We start from the raw sequence: 22790 nt of genomic DNA on the forward strand, positions 1-22790 counted from the left end.
CTACCGCTTCCTTCCGTGCAGAATCGAGACGAGCTGGTCGACGATCGCGTCCACGCGGTGATCGCGCCGGAACGACGTCAGGGGCAACGGAGACGGAAAGCGTTGCCGCGTGACCGCTTTGGCGTAGGCGAACTCTTTGAGCCCGTCCGGCCCGTGGACACGGCCGAAGCCGGAAGCGCCCACACCACCGAGCGGCAGAGCGGGGATGGTGGCGTGCGCGACGAACGCGTTGATCGAGATGCCGCCCGCGCGGATGCGCTCGGCGATGTCGCGACCGTTACGGCGGGCGAAGACAGTCCCGCCCAACCCGTACGCGCAGCGATTCACCAGCTCCACGGCCTCGTCCATGTCCCGGACCTTGGCGACCGTCAGGGTGGGCCCGAAGGTCTCCTCGGTCACCGCGGCCGCGTCCTCGGGCACGTCGACGAGGATGGTCGGCTGGACGAACTGGCGATCGATCGCCTGCGGGCCGCCGAGCACCGCACGGGCGCCGCGCGCGAGGGCATCTTCGATGTGGCGGCGAATGATCGACAGCTGCTTCGGCATGGTGATCGGGCCGATCTTCGAATCCGCGGCTCCGGCCTCGATCCGGCTCCCTGCCGCCACGAGTTTCGCGAGGAACTCGTCGTAGACGTCGGCATGGACGTAGACGCGTTCCACGGCCAAACAGGTCTGTCCGGCGTTGGAGAACCCGCCCCACACCGCCGCGTCGGCAGCGGCGTCGAGGTCGGCGTCGGCGTCGACGATCAGCGCGTCCTTGCCGCCGCACTCCATCAGCACCGGCGTGAGGTTCTCCGCGCACGCGGCCAGGACCAGCTTGCCGGTGGCGGTGGACCCGGTGAACCCGATCTTGCCGACGCCGCTGCGGCACAGCGCGTTCCCCGTATCACCGAGACCGGTGATCACCTGCAGCACCGGCTCGTCGGGCGCGCAGCCGCGGGTGAACGCTTCGGCCAGCCACAACCCGACCCCGGGGGTGTACTCGCTGGGTTTGAACACCACCGCGTTCCCTGCGGCGAGCGCGAAGGAGATGGAGCCCAGCGGAGTGAACACCGGGTAGTTCCAGGGGCCGATGACACCGACCACACCGAGTGGCAGGTATTCGACCGTGGCCGCGTGGTTCACCGTCAGCAGGCTCGACGGAACGGTGCGACGGCCGAGCACTTTCTCGGCATTGCGGGCCGCCCACCGTAGGTGTTCGAGTGCCATGGCGATCTCGAGTTCGGCGTCGGAGACCGGTTTGCCCATCTCGCGGTGGATGATCCGGGCCAGTTCGTCCCGGCCTGCGGCGATCTCGGCGCGCCAGGCGTCCAGACGGCGAGCCCGACCGGTGAAGCCGAGATCGCGCCACCAGGTCGCGGCCTGGTGAGCGGCGGCGACGGCGGTGTCGACGGCGTGACGATCGTGGACCGGGTAGGTGCCGACCACCTCGCCGGTGGCCGGATCGTGCACGTCGAACGTCGATACCGCGGGCTGAGTGGGGCGGTTGGTGGAGACGCTCATCGGGTCGTCTCGCTCGTGCGGCGACGGATAGACAACGCTGTCCCTTTCGTGTGACGGTCTCAGAGGTCGACCACGAGGTGCTCGCCCGCGGCGCGGGAGACGCAGACCAGCATCTGGTTCTCGCGTTCGGCCGCGGTGAGCACGCGGTCTCGGTGGTCGACGGCGCCGGAGACGACCGCGACCTTGCAGGTGCCGCAGAAACCCTGCCGGCAGGAATAGGGCGCGTCCGGCACAGCGCGGTGGATCGCGGTCAGCGCCGTTTCGTCGGCCGCGACCCGGACGGTGGCGCCGGTACGGGCCAGCGTGAGGTCGAACTCCGCGCCGTCGGCGACCGGAAGCGCGGAGAACCGCTCGGTGTGCAACGAGCCGGTCGGGTTGAGCTCGAACAGGCACCGCTGTGCGGCCTCCAGCATCGGCGGCGGCCCGCAGACGTACACGGCCGCACCGGGTTCGGCGCGCGACAACAGTGCGGCGACATCCGGCGGCCCGAATTCGTCGTCCGGCCTGATATCGGCGTCCGGCAGGTCGGCGAGGAACGGCATGGTCGCGCGCGACCGGCCGACGTACACCAAACGACCACGGGCACCGGCGGCCTCGACCATCGGGAGGATCGGGGTGATGCCGATGCCACCGGCCAGGAACAAGTACGACGGCGCGTCGACGAAGGGGAAAGCGTTGCGCGGCCCGCGAATGCGCAGCCGGTCACCGGCACGCAGCGATCGGTGGATTTCGCGCGACCCGCCATCGCCGTCCTCGATGAGCCGCACCGCGATGCGATACCGGAACCGGTCGCTCGGGTCACCGCACAGCGAGTACTGGCGCTGCCGGCCCGACGGCAAGAAGACGTCCACGTGCGCGCCCGGGCGCCACGCGGGCAGTGGCCCGCCCCCGGCCGCGCGCAGCGTCAGGCTCACCACGTCGGCGGCTTCCCGCTCGATCGCGGCGATCGTGACATCCAGGTCGAAGCCCGTGCGCCGCACCCTGTTCGGACGGGACAGGAGCGCAGCGGTGCGTCCGGTGACGAACACCTTCCGGTAGATGTCCATGACATCGCCGATCAGCCGCAACCCCGCGGGCGTCGAGCGGTCGGCGAGGGTGGGCGATCCGTTCATCGGTGCGCCGCCCGTGCCGCGGGGGAGTGCGCGAGATAGCGCAGCGCCTTGTCCATCGGCCCCAGCTGGGACGGATGGAAGCCCGGCCGCAGGTAGCGGGGCATCTCGGTGAAGAAGACCGTCCATTTCGGGATGACGCCGCGCCGGGTCGCGCTCCAGAACTGCAGACCCCAGAACCGGCCCTTTTCCGGCGACGGATCCTTCCGGTAGAGATACGCGGTCGAGACGATGAACAGCGGCAGCAACGTCGCGCCGGCCAGGATCGCTGTGCGGGCTTTCCGCGCGTAGCTGCCGTCGAGATGCATGAAGGCGTCGTAGACGACGCTGCGGTGCTCCACCTCTTCGGCGCCGTGCCATCGGACCAGGTCCAGCATCGCCGGGTGCATGCCCTTTTCTTCGAGGATGTCCGCGTTGAGCAGCCATTCCCCGAGTACCGCGGTGTAGTGCTCCATGCCTGCGAACAGGCCCAGCCGTTCCTTGAGCCATTCCTCCCGGGTACGGCCGGTGAGGCCGTGGTCGCCGAGGATGCGGTCGACGAGCCAGGCGACCTTGGCGACGTACGAATCGACGTCCAAGCCGATCGATTGCAGATGCTTGCGCGCGGCTTCGTGACTGTTCGCGTGCATGGTCTCCTGCCCGATGAATCCCGTCACCTCCTCGCGCAACCGCTCGTCGTCGATATAGGGCAGGGCTTCGGCCAACGCCTGCGCCATCGCCCGTTCCCCTTCGGGCAGCACCAGATGCATCACGTTGACGATGTGCGTTGCCAACGCCTCGCCAGGCACGTAGTGCATGGGCACGGAATCGAAGTCGAAGTGGACGTCGCGCGCATGGATGGCATGCGCTTCGTCGCGATACCGGCGCTGCGTCGCGCCCTCCTGCTCAGCCATGCCCCGACCATACATAGCTACAAATCGCATTGCAATGTTGCAGCAACAACTCGGGTGGAATGTTGCAGGCGGCCTCGATTTTGCTAGCGTTGGCCTATGCCCACCGCCTCGAAGGCCGCCACGAGCAGCGAAAACATCGCCGGCACCCTGGTCACCCGGATCTTGGACGCGGCACTGGTGCAGTTCGAACAGGTCGGCGTCAAGAAGACGACGATCGAGGAAGTGGCCAGGAAGGCAGGCGTGGATCGGGTGACGGTCTATCGCCACGTCGGCGGCCGCGACGACTTGGTGCAAGCCGTGATCAGTCGCGAGGTGGCCGCGGTGCTCGCCGAGATCACCGAGATCGCCGAGCGCCACGACGACCTCGGTGATCTGGTCGCCGACATCTTCGTCACCGTCATCACCCGCTGGCGTACCAACCCGCTCGTGGAACGCATGCTGACGCTGGAACCGGCGCGCGTGGTCCTGAAACTCACCGTCGACGGCGCGGCTCCGTTCGCGATGTCCGTGCACACCACCGGCGCCGCGCTCCAGCGCGCCGTCGAGCGCGGAATCCTGCCGCCCGCAACGGATCTGACCACTCGCGCGGAGATCGTGTGCCGGATCGTCCACTCGCTGATCCTCGCGCCGCACGGGCTCAGCGAGCTCGAAACCGACGAACAGCTGGGCGATTTCGCGCGAAGGTACCTGGTGCCGGTGGTGGCCGGGTCGAACGCCGTGTCCGGCTGACGCGAGGCGCATGGGGGCGGCGGAATGCCGCGCGTGCGGTAAGTGAACGCTCTGTTCCGGCGCGGCAACGGCATTCGTCGGCTTGTAGGGTGTGCTCGCAGCCGGAAGCAGGTCCGGCGCGGGCGCTCAGGAAGGACGGCGGGGATGTCGGACGCTTCGGTCGAGGTGCTCCTGGACGACTTCGAGAGCAAGGACAGGTGGGAGCTCGCCGGAGCCGGGGCGGACCGAACGCATATCACCACGTTTGCCGAAGGCGCGCCGAGCAAGCGGCCCGGCGTATACGCCGACGGTGTCGCGGGCGCCGACTATCGGGCGCTCGTCGTGCTCGTCCGGTCGGCCACCGATGATCTCGAGGTCGACCTCGTGGCGAAGCCCGGGCGGACGTTGTCGATCGCCGGGCGGTTGGCCGCCCTGAATCTGTGGGTGCGTTCGCCGCACGCGTCGATCCGGGTGTCCGCCCGGCTTCGCGGCGCCGGGCAGGGCGAGTGCGAACTGGTATTGGGCAGCGTCTCCGCGACCGGCGAATGGCGGCGTCTCGGACACGAACCGGCCGAGCCCGTGGTCGACGGCGAACTCGTCGCTGTGACGATCCGGCTCACCCAGGTGGTGAAGCGGGAAGGGGAGGTCATGATCCTGCTCGACGACCTGACCGCCCGCACCACGGGCTGAGTGAACGATTGGGATCCGGCAGGCTGCTTCCCGGCGGTCCGCGCTCACTTGTGAAGATGGTGTCCTTCTTTTCCGCAGTGCACTAGCGGATTTCGGATCGGTGGGCCGTTGCCGAGCGCCCCGGCGAATCCGTCAGCACACGCACGCCCTCGTCGGCGGAACGCTTCGTGTGCCTGCGGCGCTCGGCATCTGGGAGCTTCCCGCCTGGAATTCGGCCGTGCGTACGGGTCGTCCGCGCAGGCAAGGCGCAGCCGGGTAACCGCTGAATAGCGAAAAGTGTGCTGTTCGCAGCGGCCTCGGCTGGACATGCCAGGTAGCCGGGTGCTCCGAACGGGTCGCCGGACAATGTCCCGCTGATCACGTCACGGACGTAGTTCCGTGTGGCAACTGACTTCTGGTGGCAGTGTGCCTCGAGCGGGCAGCTCGAAGATCTTGCCATCCGAAACGCTCCAGCTAACGAAGAGTTCAGGTAGCTGAACGTTGACTGTGTGCTGAGCGTGAAGGAGGAGGGGTGGCGAACGCGATGACCTGCAAGGTGGCTGTCGTCGGCGCGGGCTTCGGCGGTATCGGGATGGGAGTCCGACTGCGACGAGCGGGGATCACCGATTTCGTGATCTTCGAGCGCGGCGGCGACGTCGGCGGCGTCTGGCGGGACAACACCTATCCGGGGTGCTCCTGTGACGTGCCGTCGCATCTGTATTCGTTCTCGTTCGCGCCCTACCGCAGCCGGCGCGTCCGATTTCCGCGCCAGGCGGAGATTCTGGAATACCTGCGCGGAGTTGTCTCCGACCACGGGTTGGCCCCGCATCTGAGACTGGGTACCGCGATCAGCGAGGCCACCTACCGGGAAGGCGAGGCGATCTGGGAACTGGTCACCTCCGATGGGCAGTGCGTACACGCCGAGGTGGTGGTCTTCGCCGTGGGCCAATTGCACCGGCCCAACGTTCCCGACTTTCCCGGCAGGGAGGACTTCGCGGGACCGTCCTTCCACTCCGCGCGATGGGACCACGAACAAGACCTATGCGGACTGGAGGTGGCCGTGATCGGCACCGGTTCGAGCGCGGCCCAGATGCTGCCGGAACTGGCCGCGACCGCGCGCCGCGTCCGCGTCTTCCAGCGCACGCCGCACTGGGTCCTGCCCAAACCGCCCGCCGATTTCGGGCCGCTCGCCCGAGCGGCGCTGCGGCTGCCCGGCGCTCACCGTCTGTACCGCCGGGCCCTGTACTACGGCGCCGATGCCGTGCTCGCTCCGATCATGCACCGGGGCTGGTCGGCGCGCCCCGCCGAGTGGGCCGCCCGGCGATATCTGCACAGCCGGATCGCAGACCCGGGCCTGCGCGCGAAACTCACTCCCGACTATCCGATCGGGGGTAAGCGCATCATCTTCGACAGCCGCTTCTACGCGGCGTTGACCCGCGAGAACGTCGAGTTGATCACCGCTCCCATCACCCGGATCACCCGGGACGGACTGCTCACCGCCGACGGCGCACGCCATCGGGCCGACGTCATCGTCTACGCCACCGGCTTCCGCGCTCCGGAATTCCTGGTCCCGGTCACCGTGCGTGGGCGCGGGGGAGCGCTCCTGCACAACGAATGGCGCTCGGGCGCGGCAGCTCTGCTGGGCGTGGCGGTTCCGGGCTATCCGAACGCGTTCCTGATCGCCGGACCGAACAGTTTCAATCCCGCAGGCAGCAACCCGGGCATGAAGGAATGCCAGATCGACTACATCATCCGATGCCTGCGGTGGCGCGACCGGATCGGCGCTGCCGCCGTCGAAGTCCGGGCAGGCGCCATGCGCGCACACCAGCAGTGGATCGCGGCAGCCCTCGCGAAGACGGTGTGGCCCGGCGTGGGGCCGAGCTGGTACAAGCACGACAGTGGGCGTGTCACCAACCCGTGGCCCGCCTCGGCTCGCGCGTTCGACCGCGCGTTGCGGCGACCGCCTTCCGAATCGTTCCGCGCTGTCCCTGATCCGGCGACTTCGGACGGGAAACTCCCGAAGCGGAGGAAGAATCGAGCCGCGCCGCTGCCATCGACACCCGAGCCGGCCGCAGGGATCGGCACCGAATGAGCGGGCTCGATCCTTCCCTTCGCTAGGTCACGTCACGGCTTCGTCGCGACCGGTTCGTAGAGAGCGATGTGCCAGGCCGAGGCGGGCGCAGGCCGGATGACGGCCCGGCGTTCGTGCGGTCCGATGACCGGCTGTGCGACCTCGAATCCTTTGCCGCGCAGCCGGATCAGTAGGGCATCCAGGTCGTGGACCTTGATCGCGAGGAACGGTGTGTCGTCGTCGCGGTCGGTGCCCGCGAGCATGACGCGGACGCCGTTGCTGTCGAATTGGGCCCAGCGGTCGCCGTCCACGACGGTGGGTCCGGCGCCGAACACCGCGGTCAGCAGTGCGACGGTGGTGGGCAGATCGTCGGTGGGGTAGGCCGGTCCGATTCGCTGGATGGTCATGGAGTACTCCGTAACAGTGGCTCGTTCAGCAACGGCGCTCGGTGTGGGCGGCGCGAACGGCCGCGTAGGCGGCGGTGTTCGCGCGTATCGCCTCGGGCAGGTGGTCGGCCATGCTCATGAAGCCGTGGAACATGCCGTCGTAGCGGTGGATTTCGGCGGCGACACCGGCTTCCCGCAACCGCCGCCCGTAGTCCTCGCCCTCGTCGCGCAACGGATCGAATTCGGCGGTGACGATGTGGGCCGGCGGAAGTCCGGACAGCTCGGCGTTCAACGGGTTGACATACGGGTCGGTGCCGTCGCCCCGGCCCAGGTACTGACGCCAGAACCAGCGCAGGTGCGCGGCGGTGGTGAAGTAGCCGTCGGCGTTCTCCCGGTAGGACGCGGTGGCGCAGGCCGGGTCGAGCATGGGATACAGCAGCAGTTGCCCGGCGATCCCGGGCCCGCCCCGATCTCGTGCCAGCAACGCCGTCACGGCGGCGAGGTTGCCGCCCGCGCTGTCCCCGGCCACGACGAGGCGGGACGGGTCGCCGCCAAGCGCTGCGGCGTGGGCGGCGACCCAGCACAGCGCCGCGTACGCGTCCTCGGCCGCTGCGGGAAACCGGTGCTCGGGCGCTTGCCGGTAATCCACCGAGACCACGATCGCGTCCGCTCCGACGGCCATGGCCCGGCAGAACCGATCGTGGCTGTCGAGGCTGCAGATCACGAATCCGCCGCCATGGCAGAACAGCACGATCGGGGCCGCCTGCGTCGCGCTCGCGGGCCGGTAGATCCGGACCCGGACTTCGGGCGCGCCGGCCTGGCCTGGGATCCGCCGCTCCCACACCTGCGCGACGGGAATCGGCTCGACGGGCGGTGCGGCGCGTGCGGCGAGCAGCCGCCGCGCCTCGGTGGCGTCGAGGACCACGGTGCCCAACTCGGGGAACGCGGCGCCTGCGGCATCGACGATCGCCTGCGCCTCGGGGGTCAGCGGCATCCGGCTGGCTCCTTCGCCTAGTGCTGCGCGTCCGGCGGCAGGAACTTGCCCGCCGCCAAGCCGCCATCGATCGTCACCTCGGCGCCGGTGATGTAGGCCGAGGCATCGGAGGCCAGGAAGGCCACCAGTTCGGCGACCTCCTCCGGCGCACCGGTGCGTTGCAGCGGCAAGGAGGGGAAGCTGCCCGGTCCGGTGGTCAGATACGGGACCATCGGCGTCGCGATCGGCCCCGGATGCACCGAGTTGACCCGGATTCCGGTGGGGCCCAGCTCGAGTGCGGCGGTTTTGGTCAGACCACGCAGGCCCCATTTCGACGAGCCGTAGGCGGAGTGGCCCATCAACCCCTCGAGACCGGCCTGCGAGGAGATGTTGACGATCGAGCCGCCGCCCGCCCGGGTCATCGGCCCGGCCACCGCCTGGATGCCACGGAACGCGCCGATCAGATTGACCTGCAGAATGCGCTCGAATTCCGCCGGCGTGGTCTCGGTGAGCGGTTTCGCGGTGTAGATGGCGGCGTTGTTCACCAGGACGTCCAGCTTGCCGAACGCCGAAACCGCCTCGGACACGGCGGCTTCCCAGTCCGCCTCGCTGCCGACGTCGTGCCGGACGAAACGGGCCGCCGCGCCGAGCGCCTCGGCCAACTGCGTTCCTTCGGCTTCCAGAACGTCGGTGATCACCACGCGGGCGCCGCGCTCCACGAACAACCGCGCTTCGGCGGCGCCCTGTCCCCGGGCGGCGCCGGTGATCACAGCGACCTTTCCCTTCAGGTCGACCATGTCGAACTCCTCTTGTTCTCGGCGATCGCCGGGTCAGCTGTTGCGGAAGTGGGGGATGACCTTCTCGCCCCAGTGCCGGATGGTCTCCAGGCATGCCTCCTGCGGCACGGTCCCCATCTGGATGAGGCACAGGATCTCGTCGGCGCCCGCGGCCTGCAGGCGCTCGACGTAGGCGATGGCGTCCTCGGGGCTGCCGTAGGCGTGCTCGACATTGAAGACCGAGGTGGCGCCGGTCTTCACCGGGATCTTCGCCTCGTGCAGGTAGGCCACGTGCTCGTCGGCGGCCTGCTTGATCGCGGCGACCTCGTCGGCATTCGGGTCGACGGCCTCGTCGGGGGCCGGGCCCGCGCCGTAGTAGTGCTTGATGGACTGCGCGAAGAACCGCTGGCCGCGGGCGCCGATCTGCTGGGCCTTCTCCCGGTCGTCGAGGACGATGGTGGGGCACAGCGCCGCGAAATGATCGTTGACGACGGTCGAGACGAAACGCTCACCCGTGCGTGCGGCGATCGCCTCGTCGTAGGTGCGCCGCAGTTCCGCGATCTCCTCCACACCCGCGAAACCCAGGACCAGCGCGCCGATTCCGTAGTCGGCGGCCATCTTCAGCGTGTCCTTCTTGGTGCAGGCCATGAACAGCGGAGGATGCGGCAACTGCTCCGGCCGCGGCAGCAGCGAATGCGGCGAGACCTGCAGAAGTTCACCGTTGTACTCGAACTCGGCTTCCGGATCCTGCCACGCCTTGCCGATCATCCGCAGCGACTCCTCCACCTCCTGATAGGTGCGCTCGGGATCGACACCGCACATGGAGGTCTCCACCGGGGTCGCGCCGCGGCCCGCGCCGAGATTGAGCCGTCCGCCGGACAGCACGTCGAGCATCGCGGCGCGTTCGGCGGCCCGTACGGGGTGGTTGAAGTTGAACGGCATGCACACCACGCCGTGCCCGATCCGGATCCGTTCGGTCTTGGCGGCCACCCAGGTCAGGAAGACCTCCGGGGCGCTCATGTGCGCGTACCACTTCAGTCCGTGGTGTTCGACCGCCCATACGGTGTCGAATCCCATCTGATCGGCGAGCACCGCCTGTTCGACGCAGTCGCGCAGCACCTGGTGCTCGTGCTCGCGCGACGGGTCGGCCATCTGGGCCTCGAAGATCATCGAGAACTTCATCCGGTCTCCTTCTCGATCGCCCGCTCGGGCGTTCGCGGTTTCGTCGGGGGTGGCTCGTCCCGGTCGGGACGGCCGGAGCTGTATGCCTAATCGAAATATGACCGGTGGAATTTCTCAGGTCAGGCGCAAGTCCCGCTGGCCGGGACGATCCGGTGCCGCGGCCGGATGGGCGTCCTAGCGTCGGTGCGAAGCGACGGTCAGAGAGGACGGGAATCGGTGGGACAACTCGACGGCAAGGTGGCGCTGGTCACCGGCGGGGCGCGGGGGATGGGCGCCGAGCACGTGCGGCAGTTCGTGGCCGAAGGCGCGCGGGTGGTGTTCGGTGACGTACTCGACCACGAGGGCGCGGCGCTGGCCGCCGAACTGGGCGATGCCGCGCGATACGTGCACCACGACGTGACGAGCGAAACCGACTGGACCGCCGCGGTGTCCGAGGCGGTCACCCACTACGGGCGGTTGGACGCGGTGGTGAACAACGCGGGCATTCTGCGGTTCGACCCGATCGCCGAGATGGCCCTGGCGGACTTCACCACGATCATGACGGTCAATGTGACCGGTACCTGGCTGGGCATCAAGGCCGCCGCGCCCGCGCTCGCGGAGACCGGAGGCGGCTCGGTCGTGAACGTCTCCTCGGTGGAAGGCTTCGTCGGCGCGGCAGGTCTGTCCGCCTACAGTGCGAGCAAGTTCGCCATCCGCGGCATCACCAAGTCGGCCGCTCGCGAGCTGGGTCATCTGGGCATCCGGGTCAACTCGCTGCATCCGGGCGGGATCGCCACACCCATGACGGCGGCGGTGTCCGGGGCGTCCGGTGTCGACGGCGAGGGCTTCTTCGCGAGTCTGCCGATCCCGCGCTGGGGACAGCCCGTCGAGGTCTCCCACGTGGCGGTGTTCCTGGCTTCGGACGCGGCGAGTTATTGCACCGGAGGCGAATTCGTCGTCGACGGCGGCATGCTGACCGGTTGCGGCTACTGACGGAAGCGATGCGATGACTCAGGAATTCGAATTCGACGTAGTGGTCGTCGGCTCCGGCGCCGCGGGCATGACCGCCGCCCTGACGGCCGCCTACCGCGGGCTGTCGGTGACGGTGATCGAGAAGAGCCGCTCCTTCGGCGGCTCCACCGCGCGGTCCGGCGGTGGCATCTGGATCCCCAACAACCCGGTGCTCCAGCGCGAAGGCGTGCCCGACAGCCCGGAACTGGCCCGCACCTATCTGAAGGCGGTGGTCGGCGATCGGGTGCCGGAGGCCAAGCAGCGGGCCTTCCTCGATCGCGGACCCGAGATGATGCGCTACCTCGGCGCGCGCAGCGAATACTGGGAATTCGTCTACGACCGCGGTTATTCCGACTACCACCCGGAATTCCCCGGTGGCCTGGCCCAAGGGCGCAGCATCGAGCCCGCGCCGCTGGACGGGCGGCTGCTCGGCGGTGATCTGCACAAGATCAATCAGCCGACCATGTCCGGGCCCAAGGGAATAGCGTTCACCGTCAGCGATTTTCACGATCTGAACATGATCGCCCGCACGTGGGCAGGCAAGCGCACCGCGATCAAGGTGGGCATGCAGGCGGTCGGGAACAAGCTGCGGGGGCGGCTGCCGCTGAGCCTGGGCAAGGCGCTCGCGGCCCGGCTGTGGCTGTCGCTGCGCGACGCCGGGGTCCCGGTGTGGCTGAACACGCCGCTGACCGAACTGATCACGGAGGCCGACGCGGTGGTCGGCGTGCGCGCCGAGCACGACGGCACGCCGGTGGTGATCAAGGCGCGCCGCGGCGTAGTGCTGGCGGCGGGCGGCTTCGAGCACAACTTGCCGATGCGCGAGCAGTACATGAGCGGTCCCCAGTCCACCGAGTGGACGGTGGGCGCCACCGAGAACGTCGGAGAAGGCATCGTCGCGGGCCAGAAGGCCGGCGGCGCCGTGGATCTCATGGGCGACGCCTGGTGGGGTCCGTCCGTGCGCAACCCCGACGGGCCACCGTTCTTCTGTCTGGCCGAGCGCTCCCAGCCCGGCGGCATCATGGTGAACCACGCGGGCGAGCGATTCGTCAACGAATCCGCCCCGTACGTGAACGTGGTGCACAAGATGTACGAGCAGGAAGCGGCGGGCGTCGGGCACATTCCGGCGTACTTCATCATGGACCAGCGTTTCCGGGACCGGTACCTGTTCCTGGGGAACTTCCCCAAGCGTCCCCTTCCGCAGAAGTACCTGGATGCCGGGATCATCAAGCAGGCCGAGACGTTGGCCGACCTCGCCGGGCAGATCGGTGTGCCGCCCGCGGCGCTCTCCGCGACGGTCGAGCGATTCAACCGCTTCGCACTCGCCGGTCGCGACGAGGACTTCCGGCGCGGCGATTCCGCGTACGACCGCTACTACGGCGACCCGACCGTGCGGCCGAATCCGTGCCTGGCCCCGCTCGAGCAGGGCCCGTTCTACGCCGTCGAGATGGTGCCGGGAGATCTGGGCACCAAGGGCGGTTTGGTCACCGACGAACACGCTCGCGTCCTCGACAGCGACGACCGGCCGATCCCGGGCCTGTACGCGGCGGGCAACAACTCGGCCTCGGTGATGGGCAACGACTACGCGGGCGCGGGCGCGACCATCGGACCCGCGATGGTGTTCGGCTACATCGCGGCCGGTCACATCGCCGACAGCAGGCCCGGCACGGCAGTGGAAGGAGAGCGTTGATGGGACGAGTGGACGGCAAGAACGTCATCGTGACCGGCGGAGCCAGGGGGATGGGCGCGGCGTTCGCGCGGCGGCTGGTCGCCGAGGGCGCCACGGTGGCGATCACCGACGTTCTGGTGGACGAAGGTGTGGCGCTGGCTGCCGAGCTCGGCGCCGCCGCGACCTTTCTTCCGCTCGACGTCACCGACGAGTCGGCGTGGAACGACGTGGTCGCGTACACCGAGAAGGTGTTCGGGCCGGTCTCGGGTCTGGTCAACAACGCGGGCATCGTGCACGTCGATCCGATCGAAAAGCTGTCGGAAGCCGACTTCCGCAAGGTGATCGACGTCAACCAGGTCGGGGTGTTCCTCGGCATGAAGGCGGTGCTGGGGTCGATGCGCCGGGCCGGTGGCGGCTCCATCGTCAACATCTCCTCGATCGGCGGCATCATCGCCTTCTCCGCCATCCTCGGCTACACCGCGTCCAAATGGGCGGTGCGCGGCATGACCAAGACCGCTGCGCAGGAGTTCGGCGCCGACGACATCCGGGTCAACTCGGTGCATCCCGGTGTGGTGGCCACGGAGATGACGGCGGACTCCGCGCGCTCGCAGGGCATGTCGGGCAACCAGCCGATCCGCAGGCCCGGCCGCCCGGAGGAACTGGCGAACCTGGTGCTGTTCCTGATCAGCGACGAGTCGAGCTTCAGCACCGGCTCGGAATTCGTCGCCGACGGCGGCTACACGTCCCTGTGACGACATCCGGCAGGGCAACCCGGCGGATCGACCGCCGAGCGAGACAAGGAAATCAACCGTGAAGAACTTCGAGGGCAGAACCGCCGTGATCACCGGCGCGGGAGCGGGCATCGGCCGGGCGGTGGCGATCGAACTCGCCCGCCGCGGCGCCCGGCTGGCACTGTCGGGCCGCAACGTGGACAACGTCGCCGAGACCGCGGCGCTGTGTGGCAAGGAGGGCGCCCAAGCCCGCGCCTACAAGCTGGACGTGACCGACCGGGACGCGGTCTATCGGCACGCCGACGAGGTGGCCGAGGACTTCGGCCGGATCAACCTGGTCGTCAACAACGCCGGTGTCTCGCTGACCGCGAACGTGGAAGAACTCAGCTGGGCCGACTTCGAATGGATCGTCGGCATCAACTTCTGGGGCGTCGCGTACGGCACGAAGGCGTTCCTGCCGCACGTCATCGCCTCCGGCGACGGGCACATCGCGAACGTGTCGAGCATGTTCGGCCTGGCGGCGTGCCCCAGCCAGGGCGCCTACAGTGCGACGAAATTCGCCATCCGGGCTTTCACCGACGCGCTGCGCCAGGAGATGACCATCGCCGGCCACGCGGTCGGCGTCAGCAGCGTGCACCCGGGCATGATCAAGACTGACATCGCCTGGAAGGCGCGCGCGGGCGGCGACCGCGACCGCGACGCCTTGGCCGCCAACTTCGACCGCCTGGCCAAGACCACTCCCGAGCACGCCGCCCGGGTCATCGTCCACGGCATCCGCAAGAACAAGGCGAAGATTCTGATCGGCACGGATGCTCGCGTAATCGATTGGCTTCCTCGACTTTTCGGAGCCGGTTACCAGAAGATCCTCACCGCGCAGATGAAGAACGAGGTCGCCTGAGGGGGTCGTCCGGGCGGTCGCGGAAATCGAACCCTTCCCACCGAGCAAGGTGGTCCTACCCGAACCGGGTCTTTCGGCATTCGGGACGATAGGACCACCGTTCACACTCGGAAGGTCTTCGCTGGTGCCGCGCTGCGCGCCAGTCTGATGTGCGACAGTGCACTCAATTGTCGTCTTCCATCAGCATCAGCCATGCCGCCCCCAGGTGGACGATGCACTCGTCCGGTCGGTGCTTGCGGTGGATGCGCCGAAGCTCGCGAGCGCGTTCCGAAGTCAGCTCCAGTAAGTGCACCTGACACATGGACTCCGCGAGCATGCCGTCCGCCTGGACAAATGTTCTGTGCTGCGGTTGATTGCGGCGGAAATCCCGCTGGCCGGCGGGTAGGAGCTATGGCTCAGCCGGCCAGAGACCACGTCAACGCCGCAATGATCAGGAGCACTGCGAATTTCATATGCCTCATGGTTACACCCAACGGTCACCCTCGAAGGTTTGGGCGGGTGTGGCGAAGTGCTCGGGATTGGGCACGAGCGAGCGCAGGACGCGTTTGAGTACCTTGCCGCTGGCGTTTCGGGGTAGTGCCGCTACGACCTCGAAGCGACGCGGGGTCTTGTATCCGGCCATACGAGTCCGAGCCCAGGCAATCAACCCTGCGGGGTCGAGTTCGGCGATGCCGTCAGGGACGACGAAGGCGTGGCCGACTTCGCCGAGACGGGCGTCGGGGACGCCGATTACCGCGGCTTCTGTGATGTCGGGGTGGGTACGGAGGATGCGCTCGATTTCGGCGGGGTAGACGTTGAATCCGCCGACGATGAACATGTCCGTGCGGCGGTCGGTGATGCGCAGATAGCCGTCGGCGTCCAAGGTGCCGATGTCGCCGGTATGCAGCCAGCCGCCCCCATCGATGGCGGTCGTAGTCGCTGTGGGGTCGTCGAGGTAGCCCTGCATCACATTCGGGCCGCGAACCGCTATCTCGCCGGGCTGACCGACCGGGACCGGCTGCCCGCAATTGTCCACGACGCGAATCTCTACGCCTGGCAGTGCTTTTCCTACGGTGCTCGCCAGGAGACGCGCAGGGGCATCTGGTGGGCAGACCGTGGCGACGCCGGCTGACTCGGTCAGTCCGTAGCCGGTGAAGACTTTCTCGGCCCCCAGTTCACAGCGGATTCGCTCCACCAACTCGGGCGGCACGCTGGAACCACCGGTGCCGGCCAGGCGTAGTGAGTTCAGGTCACAGGCGCGCCGGTCGTGGGCGAGCAGGTCGTGGAAGAGCGTCGGCGGACCGGTCAGTACGGTGATCCGCTCGCGCTCGATGACGCTGAACACCCGCTCGGGATGGAAGTGGTCCACCGGCACCATGGTGGCGCCGCGCAGCAGGCTGGCGATGATCCCGGCCTTGAAGCCGAAGGTGTGGGAGAACGGGTTGACCAGCAGGTATCTGTCGTCGCCGGAGAGCGTGACCGCGTCGGCCCAGTGGGTGAATGCCTCGATCGTCTGCCGGTGGGTGATCGGCACGCCTTTCGGTTCGCCCGTGGTGCCGGAGGTGAACAGGATGTCGGAGATCGACTCCGGGGCCACGGACGCACCGCGCGCGTCGGCTTCCGCGACGGTTATCACCTCGCCGAGGGCGAGAAAGCGAGCCCACGGGAGATCCTCGGACCTGTGCTCGCGGGACTCGTCGAGGGATACGACGGTCCGCAGCTCCGGCAGCGCGCACTCGGATTCCCGCAGCATCCCCGGGTAGTCGTTGCCGAGGAAGTCGCCCACGGTGAGCAACATCCGGCACCGGCTGCGAACGAGGATGTCCGCTGCCTCCGGGCCGCGCAGTCGAGTGCCGAGGGGAACCAGCGTCGCGCCCGCACCGAGCACGCCGAGGGCGGCGATCACCCAACGCGCGGTGTTGGGCGCCCAGAGCGCCACTCGCTCGCCGGGCCGCACCGATCGTGCCATCACCGCCCGTGTGACACACCGTGCTGCCGCAGCGAGTTCGGCGTAGGTGAGCTGCCCCTCCGGTGATACCACCGCGATCCGCGCGCCGTCCCGCCGTGCCCGGTCGGCCAGCACCGCTGGAATCGTCGCGAGCTCACCGGTCGCTGCACCGCATCGATCCATGTCGCGATCGTGCCGCATCGACTGGTCGACGCGGTGGGATCGCGGCCGAACATCCCGATGACCGGGAATTCTTTCCCGGTCATGCGTTCGTAGGTGCCGTGCGCCGCCGCACGCGGGTACAGGCGCGGCAAACCGATCGAGCGACGGTGGCGACGACGAGCGCCATCGTCGCCGGGTCCGCTCCCGGCCTTTGCGAGGGGTTCGCTCTGTCAGCGGTAGAGGACGTCGACCAGCACAGTCGGGCGGCACGCCCCTCGGCTCATCGGAGCCGTCCTGCTCAGCGGGACCGCAGGTACGGCAGGTGACCGAGGGCACGGCAGGCTCGAAACGAGCGACAGGTGTGTGCGCCGCGGTTCGAGCCCGGGCATGGCCCGGTACACGAGGATCCGAACCGCCCTGGGGCGCGGAATGTTCAGTGAGTGCTAAGGAGTGACATGACGGCCGGAGCAGAGCTAGTGGAGCGAAACGACGAGGCGCCGGGCGCGGGGCCGGTCGTCGAACTCGACGGCGCCTGTTCGCTGTCCCGGGAACGTATCGGCGGGAAGGCGTGGAGCGTCAACCGCATGCGCGCACTCGGCCTCTCGGTGCCGCCCGCGTTCGTCATCACCATCGAGGGCTGGGCGGACTTCTCGACGCGCGGCGAGATCGGCGAGGACGTCTGGCACGGGGTTCGGGCGGGCATCGCCGCCCTGGAACGCGGTACCGGGAGGAGCTTCGGAGCCGGCGCCCGTCCGCTGCTGGTGTCGGTTCGCTCGGGCGCCGCGGTGAGCATGCCGGGAATGATGGACACGGTGCTCAACCTGGGCATGAACGAGGCGGTCGCGCGGGCGCTGGCGGCGGAGACCGGAAATCCGCGCTACGCGGCCGATACCCGGGAGCGATTCCGGACCCAATATCGTGAAACCGTCTTGGGTGATCCCGCCGGCGCGGTGCCGGAAGACCCGTGGGAGCAGTTGCGGGCGGCGATCAGCGCGGTGTTCCGGTCCTGGGATTCGCCTCGGGCGCAGACGTATCGGCGCAATCGCGGCGTCTCCGGAACCCTCGGCACGGCCGTGACGGTACAAGCCATGGTCTTCGGCAATCTCGACGAGACATCCGGCACCGGAGTGCTGTTCAGCCGCAACCCGAACACCGGAGAGCGCTCGATATTCGGCGAATGGTTGGTGGGCGGCCAAGGAGAGGACGTGGTGTCCGGCCGGGCCACCCCGCGCCCGCTCGACGAACTCGCGACCCTGCTGCCGCAGGTGCACGGCGAACTCGTCGCGGCGGCCGACCTGCTGGAACGCGATGGCCGCGATATCCAGGACATCGAATTCACCGTCGAAGCCGGCGCCCTGTGGCTGTTGCAGTCCCGCCCTGCCAAGCGCTCGGCGCGAGCGGCGGTGCGCGCCGCGGTGGCGATGGCGGAGGAGGGACTCATCGGCGCCGAGGAAGCGCTGAGCCGGGTCACCGCCGAGCAGGTGCGAGCCGTGCTGCGTCCGTCCACCGGCGAGTATTCGGGGACGCCGCTGGCCCGCGGCGAAGCCGCGTGTCCCGGACTGGCGTCCGGCGTCGTGGTCAGCGATCCGCACGAAGCGGAGCGCCGCGCGGAAGCCGGTGCGGACGTGATCCTGGTGCGCCCGACCACCAGCCCCGACGACCTGCACGGCATGATCGCCGCCCGGGCCGTCGTCACCGGCCTGGGCGGCGCCACCTCACACGCCGCGCTGGTCAGCCGCGAGATCGGCAGGCCGTGTGTGGTCGGTTGCGGTCCCGGCGTCGTCGCGGCACTGGCCGGTCGGGTGGTGACCGTGGACGGCGGCGCGGGCACGGTCTGGCCGGGGCGGATCGAAGGCAAACCCGTCGACGTGGACACCCTGGCGGACGTGGGTCGATTGGCCGGGTGGGCGGGCACCGACCCGGACGGGCTGGCGGCGTTGCTGGACGCGCGGGCGACTCACGCCGAGACGGAGGTGGACGCGGCGGCCACGGTGACGGAAGTCGCCGACCTCGACTTGCTGCGGCTGATCGGAATCAAAGGCCGGGCCGCGCACGACGCGCTGGCCGCCGGTGTAGGCGCCCCGGCCGAAATCGTCGCTGCTCGCTGCGAGCAGCTGGTGGCCGAAGGCTGGTGCGCCGCGACTGCGATCGGTGTGCGGCTCACGCCGGAGGGCAGACAGCACTTGGATGGTCTGCTGGCCACGGAACGACGAAGTGTCGACCGCGCCGCGATCGCTTCGATCTATGCCGAATTCTGTGATTTCAACGGACTTTTCAAGGAAATCGTCACCTCGTGGCAGATGAAGGATCCGGCCACCGTCAACGATCATGCCGATGCCGACTACGACGGTGCGGTACTCGCCCGGTTGACCGACCTGCACCGCGCCGCGCAGCCGCTGCTGCGGCGGATCGGCGAGGTGGCGCCGCGGCTGGCACGGTACACCGACCGGTTCGCGAAAGCGGTCGAGCGGATCGCGGCCGGTGATCACGCCTGGGTCGCCCGGCCCGTGCTGGACAGCTATCACACCGTGTGGTTCGAGTTGCACGAGGATCTGATCGGACTGTGCGGTCTGAGCCGTGCCGACGAGGCGGCGGCCGGCCGTGCCCACTGACATCACGGGGGAGTCGACGGCGCCCGGTGACCGCTGGGTCGAGTTCGCCCAGATCGATAATGTGCGCGATCTGGGTGGACTACCGGTACAGGGCGGGGGCACAACCCGATTCGGCGTGGTCTACCGTTCCAGCACGCCGCAGAATCTCACCCGGTCCGACATGGCGAAACTGCTCGGACCGATCCGTCTGCGCACCCTGATCGACCTGCGGCTGCCCGACGAAGTGGAGCGCGAAGGATACGGCCTGCTGGCCGCCGCCGACGTGCGGCGGATCTGTCTCCCGGTGCGGAAGTCGCCGCAATCCTCGCTGGCGGCACGCGATCTGGTGCCGGACTCCAGCCGGGTCGATCTGGTCGACCTGTACGAGAAGCTGCTGGCGGGCAGCGCCGACTCCATCGTCGCGGCGGTCCGGCTCGTTGTCGACGCGGACCGTCACTCGGTGCTGTTCCACTGCGCCGCGGGCAAGGACCGCACCGGCGTGCTGGCAGCGGTGCTGCTGGACGCGGTGGGCGTACCGCCGGAGGCGATCGCGGCCGACTACGCGCTGACCGGCGAACGCATGCACCGAGTTCGCGACCGTCTCGACGCGCTCCCGTCCTACTCGGGACTGCCCCCGGTCAGCACCGGCATTCTGGGCGTCGAGGCCGAGGTGATGAAGCGTTTCCTCGCGACCCTGTGGGCCGAACACGGCGGCGCCGCCGACTGGTTGCTGACCAGCGGATTGACCACTGCGGAGCTGGCGCAACTGCGTGAAGTGCTGATCGCACCGGCATAACCGCTCCCGCCGCCTCTGCCGGAGGCCGGCCTCCCACAACATCGCCGCGTCGCGCCTGACCCACTACTGCGTGGGTTCGCCGGTATCACGATGATCACTTGATTCGACTGATCTGTCGTCGAGAGCTGGAGATCCTTCAAGGCCCCGTAGCCACGGCCGGTTCGAGGGACGTGGAACTGGGCAGGGCACCCGCAGGTTGCTGCAGCCGATCCTGCAGCTTCTTCCGTGTCGCTCTCGGTCCGGGTCGGGGCAGCATCCACGGCGTGGAGCGTTCAGATGTCATCGACCGGTGTACGCGCCGCCATGAGCCGATCAGCCGGAATTGTCCGAACAGCCCCCGCAGAGCAGGGCGCCACCGCGATTGGTGAGGAGAGATTGATGATTGGCGCTACCGCGGATACCGGGCCTGAACTGGTGGTGTGGTCCGGCGGCCGGGATGTCCCCGAGAAGAACTCGAGCGGCGGCGGCCACAGAAGCGAGAAGAACCGAACATGAGGAAAGCCGGCAACGGCCCGCGCACGTTTCGAGGAGACCGGCGCGACCGACGAGGTGTCGGTGGTGGGTGCCCCGAAGACAACCTGGCGAGGTTTCCGTGAACACGTTAGGACCCGCGGAATTGTTCTGTCGAGCGACCTCACGACTGGCATCGGACATGTTGGATACCGGGCGAACATATGGCGATCTCATCCGTGAAGTCGCGAACGCATACCGCGACCGGGCCCGCCGTATCGTCGAAGCGGACGGTCTCGGCAGCGAAGCGGTCAGACAGGCTGCCTCGCTCTCTGCAGCGAACGCCGTTTGGCTCCAGGGTCGAGTCTGGGTTCCCAAATCCGAACGCGACGCACGCATGGCCCGCGGCGAGACCCAGGTGCCGCTCACAGTCCTGAGATTTCGCACGGACTCCGTTCGCTACAGCCTGCTGCACGACGCCGGGGGTAACCCGATCGGGCTGTCGCTGGACTCGAAGTCCGACGACGCCGGCAAGCGGACGGCGTGGGCCAGGGCAGCAGACCGCAGAGGCGAGCGCGAATACGAGATCGCCTCCGATGCCGATCAACGAAGCTGGGTAGGCGACCGGGGGTGGATCGACCGCTCGAACGTCGCGCGAGTACCCGCGCCGTGGTATCACCCGGACCGGCATGGCGAACCCATTTTTCTTGGCGGACATTCCGGCCCGCACAGGTTCGTCATGCGGGCCGACGAGACCTACACCATGTCCGGCGAACCGATGGGCAGTCAGATCATTTCCGTCAACGGGCAGACACTGGGGATCCATCTGGTCACGAACCCGGACTTCTGGCTGATCTCCGAATCGCGTGGTGGCGATATCACCTTCCACTCCGCCTGCAATCCGGGAGGATACGGCGATCACGTGTCCAGTAGTACCCGTCATGACGGCGAATTCGGTAGCGATTTCGGGCCGCGTGACCGCAGTGGCACAACGCTCCGGCTCGCGGCGAGCGTTCTGCATGAGCACGGTGTGGACGTCCCAGTCCACGGTGCTACCAGCACCACCTGGACATACGCGAATCATCCCGACGGCATGCCACAGGGAGAACCAACGCCGGGATCGACCAGGGATGTCGACTGGGACCCGGAACCCACCCTTTCCTCGATCGTTGTCATGCCGGGAAAGGACGCGGACGGGGACTCCGCTCCGGGCACATTCGTCACGATCCCCCCTCCCTCGGCAGGCGGCACAATCCAACACGAACGGTAGCGTTCGGCCTGCGGGATAGCCGGTCGAGGCAAGTGGCATCGGACGGCCACGCATACCCGGTGGGCTCAGACGAGTGAGCGGGCCGGTGGTTTACGATCCGCTCCGACCCGCTCTTCGCCGTCGATTATCGAGAAAGCAGTTTCGATTTCAGCGCCTCGAGCGTCGCACTGTCCACGCCCAGCCCCTCGGTGACGAACCGGTCGAACGACCCGAAGGACGCGCCGGCCTGGTCGAACGCGGCGTCGAGGAAGTCGCGCTGCACGCCGAGGATCGGATCGAACAGCGCCGGGTCGGTGACCAGCCCCTTGGCGACCAGCCCGTCCATCAGCGCTTTGTTGCCCGCGGCGAGATTGTCGTTCGATTCCAGATAGTCCTTGTACACCTGGCCCTTCGGCACGCCGAGCGCCGTCATCAGGATCGCGGTCATCCAGCCGGTGCGGTCTTTGCCCGCGGTGCAGTGGAACAACACCGGTCCGGTCGCGGAAGCGACATCCCGGATGGCGGCGGCGAACTGAGCGCGCGCCGTGGCGTCGGTGACCATCCAGCGATAGTAGTCGCGCATGATGCCCGCGGCCTTGCCGTCGCCGAACATCTGTTGTTGCACGGCCGGACCGCCCTGTACCGCCTTGCCCACCATCAGGTAGAAGTCGTTGGCCGGGTCGTACACCGGACGCGCCAGCGAGGGAATCGACGCCGGAAGCTTGTCGGGGTTGGCTCCCGACTCGTTCGGGCTGCGGAAATCGATCACCGCGGTGATGCCCGCCGCGACCAGCTTCTGCTGGTCGGTGGTGGTGAGCTTGTCCAGGGCATCGGTGCGGAAGACCACGCCCGTCCGCAGTTTGCCGTTGCCTTGGGTGGGATAGTCGCCGATATCCCTGGCATTGGGCGCCGTCGACAGCTGCATGGAACGCTCGTGCACCGTATGCACGAGCGCCGGACCCGCGAAAGCGGTGGTCGTGGACGGGAATACGGCGATCAATGCGGCGGCGACACCGGTCATCGCCCCGCGAAGAGCACGCGAAATCGTCACTGAATCATT

The 22790-nt window shown here is 68.3% G+C and carries 20 protein-coding genes; 10 read left to right on the forward strand and 10 right to left on the reverse strand.

All coding sequences use genetic code 11. The features are described from left to right. Genes NNI01S_RS06865 through NNI01S_RS06875 form a run of 3 tightly spaced genes read right to left on the reverse strand, consistent with a single transcriptional unit; the run spans position 1 to position 3505 of the window. On the reverse strand, positions 1-1503 hold the full coding sequence (locus NNI01S_RS06865) for an aldehyde dehydrogenase family protein (RefSeq protein ID WP_063018533.1): 1503 nt from the start codon (positions 1501-1503) through the stop codon (positions 1-3). Positions 1504-1562: 59 nt separating this feature from the next. Next, on the reverse strand, positions 1563-2615 hold the full coding sequence (locus NNI01S_RS06870; protein ID WP_084488577.1) for a PDR/VanB family oxidoreductase: 1053 nt from the start codon (positions 2613-2615) through the stop codon (positions 1563-1565). Further along, positions 2612-3505, reverse strand: coding sequence for a metal-dependent hydrolase (locus tag NNI01S_RS06875; protein ID WP_063018534.1), 894 nt, complete (start codon positions 3503-3505; stop codon positions 2612-2614). The genes NNI01S_RS06870 and NNI01S_RS06875 overlap by 4 nt, the downstream gene beginning before the upstream one ends. A 96-nt stretch (positions 3506-3601) precedes the next feature. Between NNI01S_RS06875 and NNI01S_RS06880 the strand changes: the two genes are divergently transcribed. The 3 genes from NNI01S_RS06880 to NNI01S_RS06890 all read left to right on the forward strand — a co-directional run bounded on the left by NNI01S_RS06880 (position 3602) and on the right by NNI01S_RS06890 (position 6974). After that, positions 3602-4234, forward strand: coding sequence for a TetR/AcrR family transcriptional regulator (locus NNI01S_RS06880; RefSeq protein WP_063018536.1), 633 nt, complete (start codon positions 3602-3604; stop codon positions 4232-4234). 144 nt (positions 4235-4378) lie between these two features. Then, positions 4379-4903, forward strand: coding sequence for a hypothetical protein (locus tag NNI01S_RS06885; RefSeq protein WP_063018538.1), 525 nt, complete (start codon positions 4379-4381; stop codon positions 4901-4903). A gap of 511 nt (positions 4904-5414) precedes the next feature. Further along, positions 5415-6974 (forward strand): flavin-containing monooxygenase, encoded by a 1560-nt coding sequence (locus NNI01S_RS06890; RefSeq protein ID WP_063917331.1) that lies wholly within the window; start codon positions 5415-5417, stop codon positions 6972-6974. A 32-nt stretch (positions 6975-7006) separates the two neighbouring features. On the opposite strand, the gene NNI01S_RS06895 is transcribed toward NNI01S_RS06890, so the two are convergent. From NNI01S_RS06895 to NNI01S_RS06910, 4 genes are read right to left on the reverse strand one after another with little or no spacing between them, the layout of a single operon-like run. Then, positions 7007-7360, reverse strand: coding sequence for a VOC family protein (locus tag NNI01S_RS06895; RefSeq protein ID WP_063917333.1), 354 nt, complete (start codon positions 7358-7360; stop codon positions 7007-7009). 25 nt (positions 7361-7385) lie between these two features. Continuing rightward, complete coding sequence (lipP1, locus tag NNI01S_RS06900; RefSeq protein ID WP_063018540.1) at positions 7386-8333, reverse strand: LipP1 family hormone-sensitive lipase; 948 nt, start codon at positions 8331-8333, stop codon at positions 7386-7388. A gap of 17 nt (positions 8334-8350) precedes the next feature. Continuing rightward, entirely contained in the window at positions 8351-9109 is a 759-nt protein-coding gene (locus NNI01S_RS06905) for an SDR family NAD(P)-dependent oxidoreductase (protein ID WP_063018542.1), read from the reverse strand. A gap of 33 nt (positions 9110-9142) precedes the next feature. Beyond that, the gene (locus NNI01S_RS06910; protein ID WP_063018544.1) at positions 9143-10270 is read right to left on the reverse strand and encodes an LLM class flavin-dependent oxidoreductase; all 1128 of its coding nucleotides are present in this window, start codon (positions 10268-10270) and stop codon (positions 9143-9145) included. 165 nt (positions 10271-10435) lie between these two features. Here NNI01S_RS06910 and NNI01S_RS06915 point away from each other — a divergent pair, with 165 nt between their 5' ends. Genes NNI01S_RS06915 through NNI01S_RS06930 form a run of 4 tightly spaced genes read left to right on the forward strand, consistent with a single transcriptional unit; the run spans position 10436 to position 14555 of the window. Then, positions 10436-11242 carry a glucose 1-dehydrogenase gene (locus NNI01S_RS06915; protein ID WP_218019164.1) on the forward strand — a complete coding sequence of 269 codons (807 nt, stop codon included), beginning with the start codon at positions 10436-10438 and terminating at the stop codon, positions 11240-11242. Positions 11243-11255: 13 nt separating this feature from the next. Beyond that, positions 11256-12947 (forward strand): 3-oxosteroid 1-dehydrogenase, encoded by a 1692-nt coding sequence (gene kstD, locus NNI01S_RS06920; RefSeq protein ID WP_063018548.1) that lies wholly within the window; start codon positions 11256-11258, stop codon positions 12945-12947. Continuing rightward, on the forward strand, positions 12947-13678 hold the full coding sequence (locus NNI01S_RS06925) for a glucose 1-dehydrogenase (RefSeq protein ID WP_063018549.1): 732 nt from the start codon (positions 12947-12949) through the stop codon (positions 13676-13678). The genes kstD and NNI01S_RS06925 overlap by 1 nt, the downstream gene beginning before the upstream one ends. 58 nt (positions 13679-13736) lie before the next feature. Beyond that, positions 13737-14555: an SDR family NAD(P)-dependent oxidoreductase gene (locus tag NNI01S_RS06930; RefSeq protein WP_063018550.1), complete on the forward strand. Its 819-nt coding sequence runs from the start codon at positions 13737-13739 to the stop codon at positions 14553-14555. A 163-nt stretch (positions 14556-14718) separates the two neighbouring features. On the opposite strand, the gene NNI01S_RS35240 is transcribed toward NNI01S_RS06930, so the two are convergent. Further along, positions 14719-14871, reverse strand: a complete 153-nt coding sequence (locus tag NNI01S_RS35240; protein WP_169812930.1) for a hypothetical protein — start codon at positions 14869-14871, stop codon at positions 14719-14721. A gap of 147 nt (positions 14872-15018) precedes the next feature. Continuing rightward, positions 15019-16665: a FadD3 family acyl-CoA ligase gene (locus tag NNI01S_RS06935; protein WP_063018822.1), complete on the reverse strand. Its 1647-nt coding sequence runs from the start codon at positions 16663-16665 to the stop codon at positions 15019-15021. Positions 16666-17099: 434 nt separating this feature from the next. Here NNI01S_RS06935 and NNI01S_RS06940 point away from each other — a divergent pair, with 434 nt between their 5' ends. The 3 genes from NNI01S_RS06940 (at position 17100) to NNI01S_RS06950 (ending at position 21751) form a co-directional block, all read left to right on the forward strand. Continuing rightward, the gene (locus NNI01S_RS06940; RefSeq protein WP_084488578.1) at positions 17100-19256 is read left to right on the forward strand and encodes a pyruvate, phosphate dikinase; all 2157 of its coding nucleotides are present in this window, start codon (positions 17100-17102) and stop codon (positions 19254-19256) included. Next, positions 19246-20031 carry a tyrosine-protein phosphatase gene (locus NNI01S_RS06945; protein ID WP_169812931.1) on the forward strand — a complete coding sequence of 262 codons (786 nt, stop codon included), beginning with the start codon at positions 19246-19248 and terminating at the stop codon, positions 20029-20031. The genes NNI01S_RS06940 and NNI01S_RS06945 overlap by 11 nt, the downstream gene beginning before the upstream one ends. 652 nt (positions 20032-20683) lie before the next feature. Beyond that, positions 20684-21751, forward strand: coding sequence for a hypothetical protein (locus NNI01S_RS06950; protein ID WP_063018552.1), 1068 nt, complete (start codon positions 20684-20686; stop codon positions 21749-21751). 124 nt (positions 21752-21875) lie between these two features. Here the strand turns inward: NNI01S_RS06950 and NNI01S_RS06955 are convergent, their stop codons facing one another. Beyond that, complete coding sequence (locus NNI01S_RS06955; RefSeq protein WP_063917338.1) at positions 21876-22781, reverse strand: tyrosine-protein phosphatase; 906 nt, start codon at positions 22779-22781, stop codon at positions 21876-21878. Between the last annotated feature and the right edge of the window lie 9 nt (positions 22782-22790).

The organism is Nocardia niwae NBRC 108934 = DSM 45340 (assembly GCF_001613465.1).
GTDB lineage: Bacteria > Actinomycetota > Actinomycetes > Mycobacteriales > Mycobacteriaceae > Nocardia > Nocardia niwae.

What these genes read in the sequence shown, in the direction of transcription:
- NNI01S_RS35240 (WP_169812930.1), bottom strand. Translation starts at nt 14,871, where the DNA reads ATGCTCGCGGAGTCCATGTGTCAGGTGCACTTACTGGAGCTGACTTCG.
- NNI01S_RS06880 (WP_063018536.1), top strand. Translation starts at nt 3,602, where the DNA reads ATGCCCACCGCCTCGAAGGCCGCCACGAGCAGCGAAAACATCGCCGGC.
- kstD (WP_063018548.1), top strand. Translation starts at nt 11,256, where the DNA reads ATGACTCAGGAATTCGAATTCGACGTAGTGGTCGTCGGCTCCGGCGCC.
- NNI01S_RS06910 (WP_063018544.1), bottom strand. Translation starts at nt 10,270, where the DNA reads ATGAAGTTCTCGATGATCTTCGAGGCCCAGATGGCCGACCCGTCGCGC.
- NNI01S_RS06935 (WP_063018822.1), bottom strand. Translation starts at nt 16,665, where the DNA reads ATGGATCGATGCGGTGCAGCGACCGGTGAGCTCGCGACGATTCCAGCG.
- lipP1 (WP_063018540.1), bottom strand. Translation starts at nt 8,333, where the DNA reads ATGCCGCTGACCCCCGAGGCGCAGGCGATCGTCGATGCCGCAGGCGCC.
- NNI01S_RS06915 (WP_218019164.1), top strand. Translation starts at nt 10,436, where the DNA reads ATGGGCGTCCTAGCGTCGGTGCGAAGCGACGGTCAGAGAGGACGGGAA.
- NNI01S_RS06925 (WP_063018549.1), top strand. Translation starts at nt 12,947, where the DNA reads ATGGGACGAGTGGACGGCAAGAACGTCATCGTGACCGGCGGAGCCAGG.
- NNI01S_RS06950 (WP_063018552.1), top strand. Translation starts at nt 20,684, where the DNA reads ATGTTGGATACCGGGCGAACATATGGCGATCTCATCCGTGAAGTCGCG.
- NNI01S_RS06870 (WP_084488577.1), bottom strand. Translation starts at nt 2,615, where the DNA reads ATGAACGGATCGCCCACCCTCGCCGACCGCTCGACGCCCGCGGGGTTG.
- NNI01S_RS06885 (WP_063018538.1), top strand. Translation starts at nt 4,379, where the DNA reads ATGTCGGACGCTTCGGTCGAGGTGCTCCTGGACGACTTCGAGAGCAAG.
- NNI01S_RS06875 (WP_063018534.1), bottom strand. Translation starts at nt 3,505, where the DNA reads ATGGCTGAGCAGGAGGGCGCGACGCAGCGCCGGTATCGCGACGAAGCG.
- NNI01S_RS06940 (WP_084488578.1), top strand. Translation starts at nt 17,100, where the DNA reads ATGACGGCCGGAGCAGAGCTAGTGGAGCGAAACGACGAGGCGCCGGGC.
- NNI01S_RS06865 (WP_063018533.1), bottom strand. Translation starts at nt 1,503, where the DNA reads ATGAGCGTCTCCACCAACCGCCCCACTCAGCCCGCGGTATCGACGTTC.
- NNI01S_RS06895 (WP_063917333.1), bottom strand. Translation starts at nt 7,360, where the DNA reads ATGACCATCCAGCGAATCGGACCGGCCTACCCCACCGACGATCTGCCC.
- NNI01S_RS06905 (WP_063018542.1), bottom strand. Translation starts at nt 9,109, where the DNA reads ATGGTCGACCTGAAGGGAAAGGTCGCTGTGATCACCGGCGCCGCCCGG.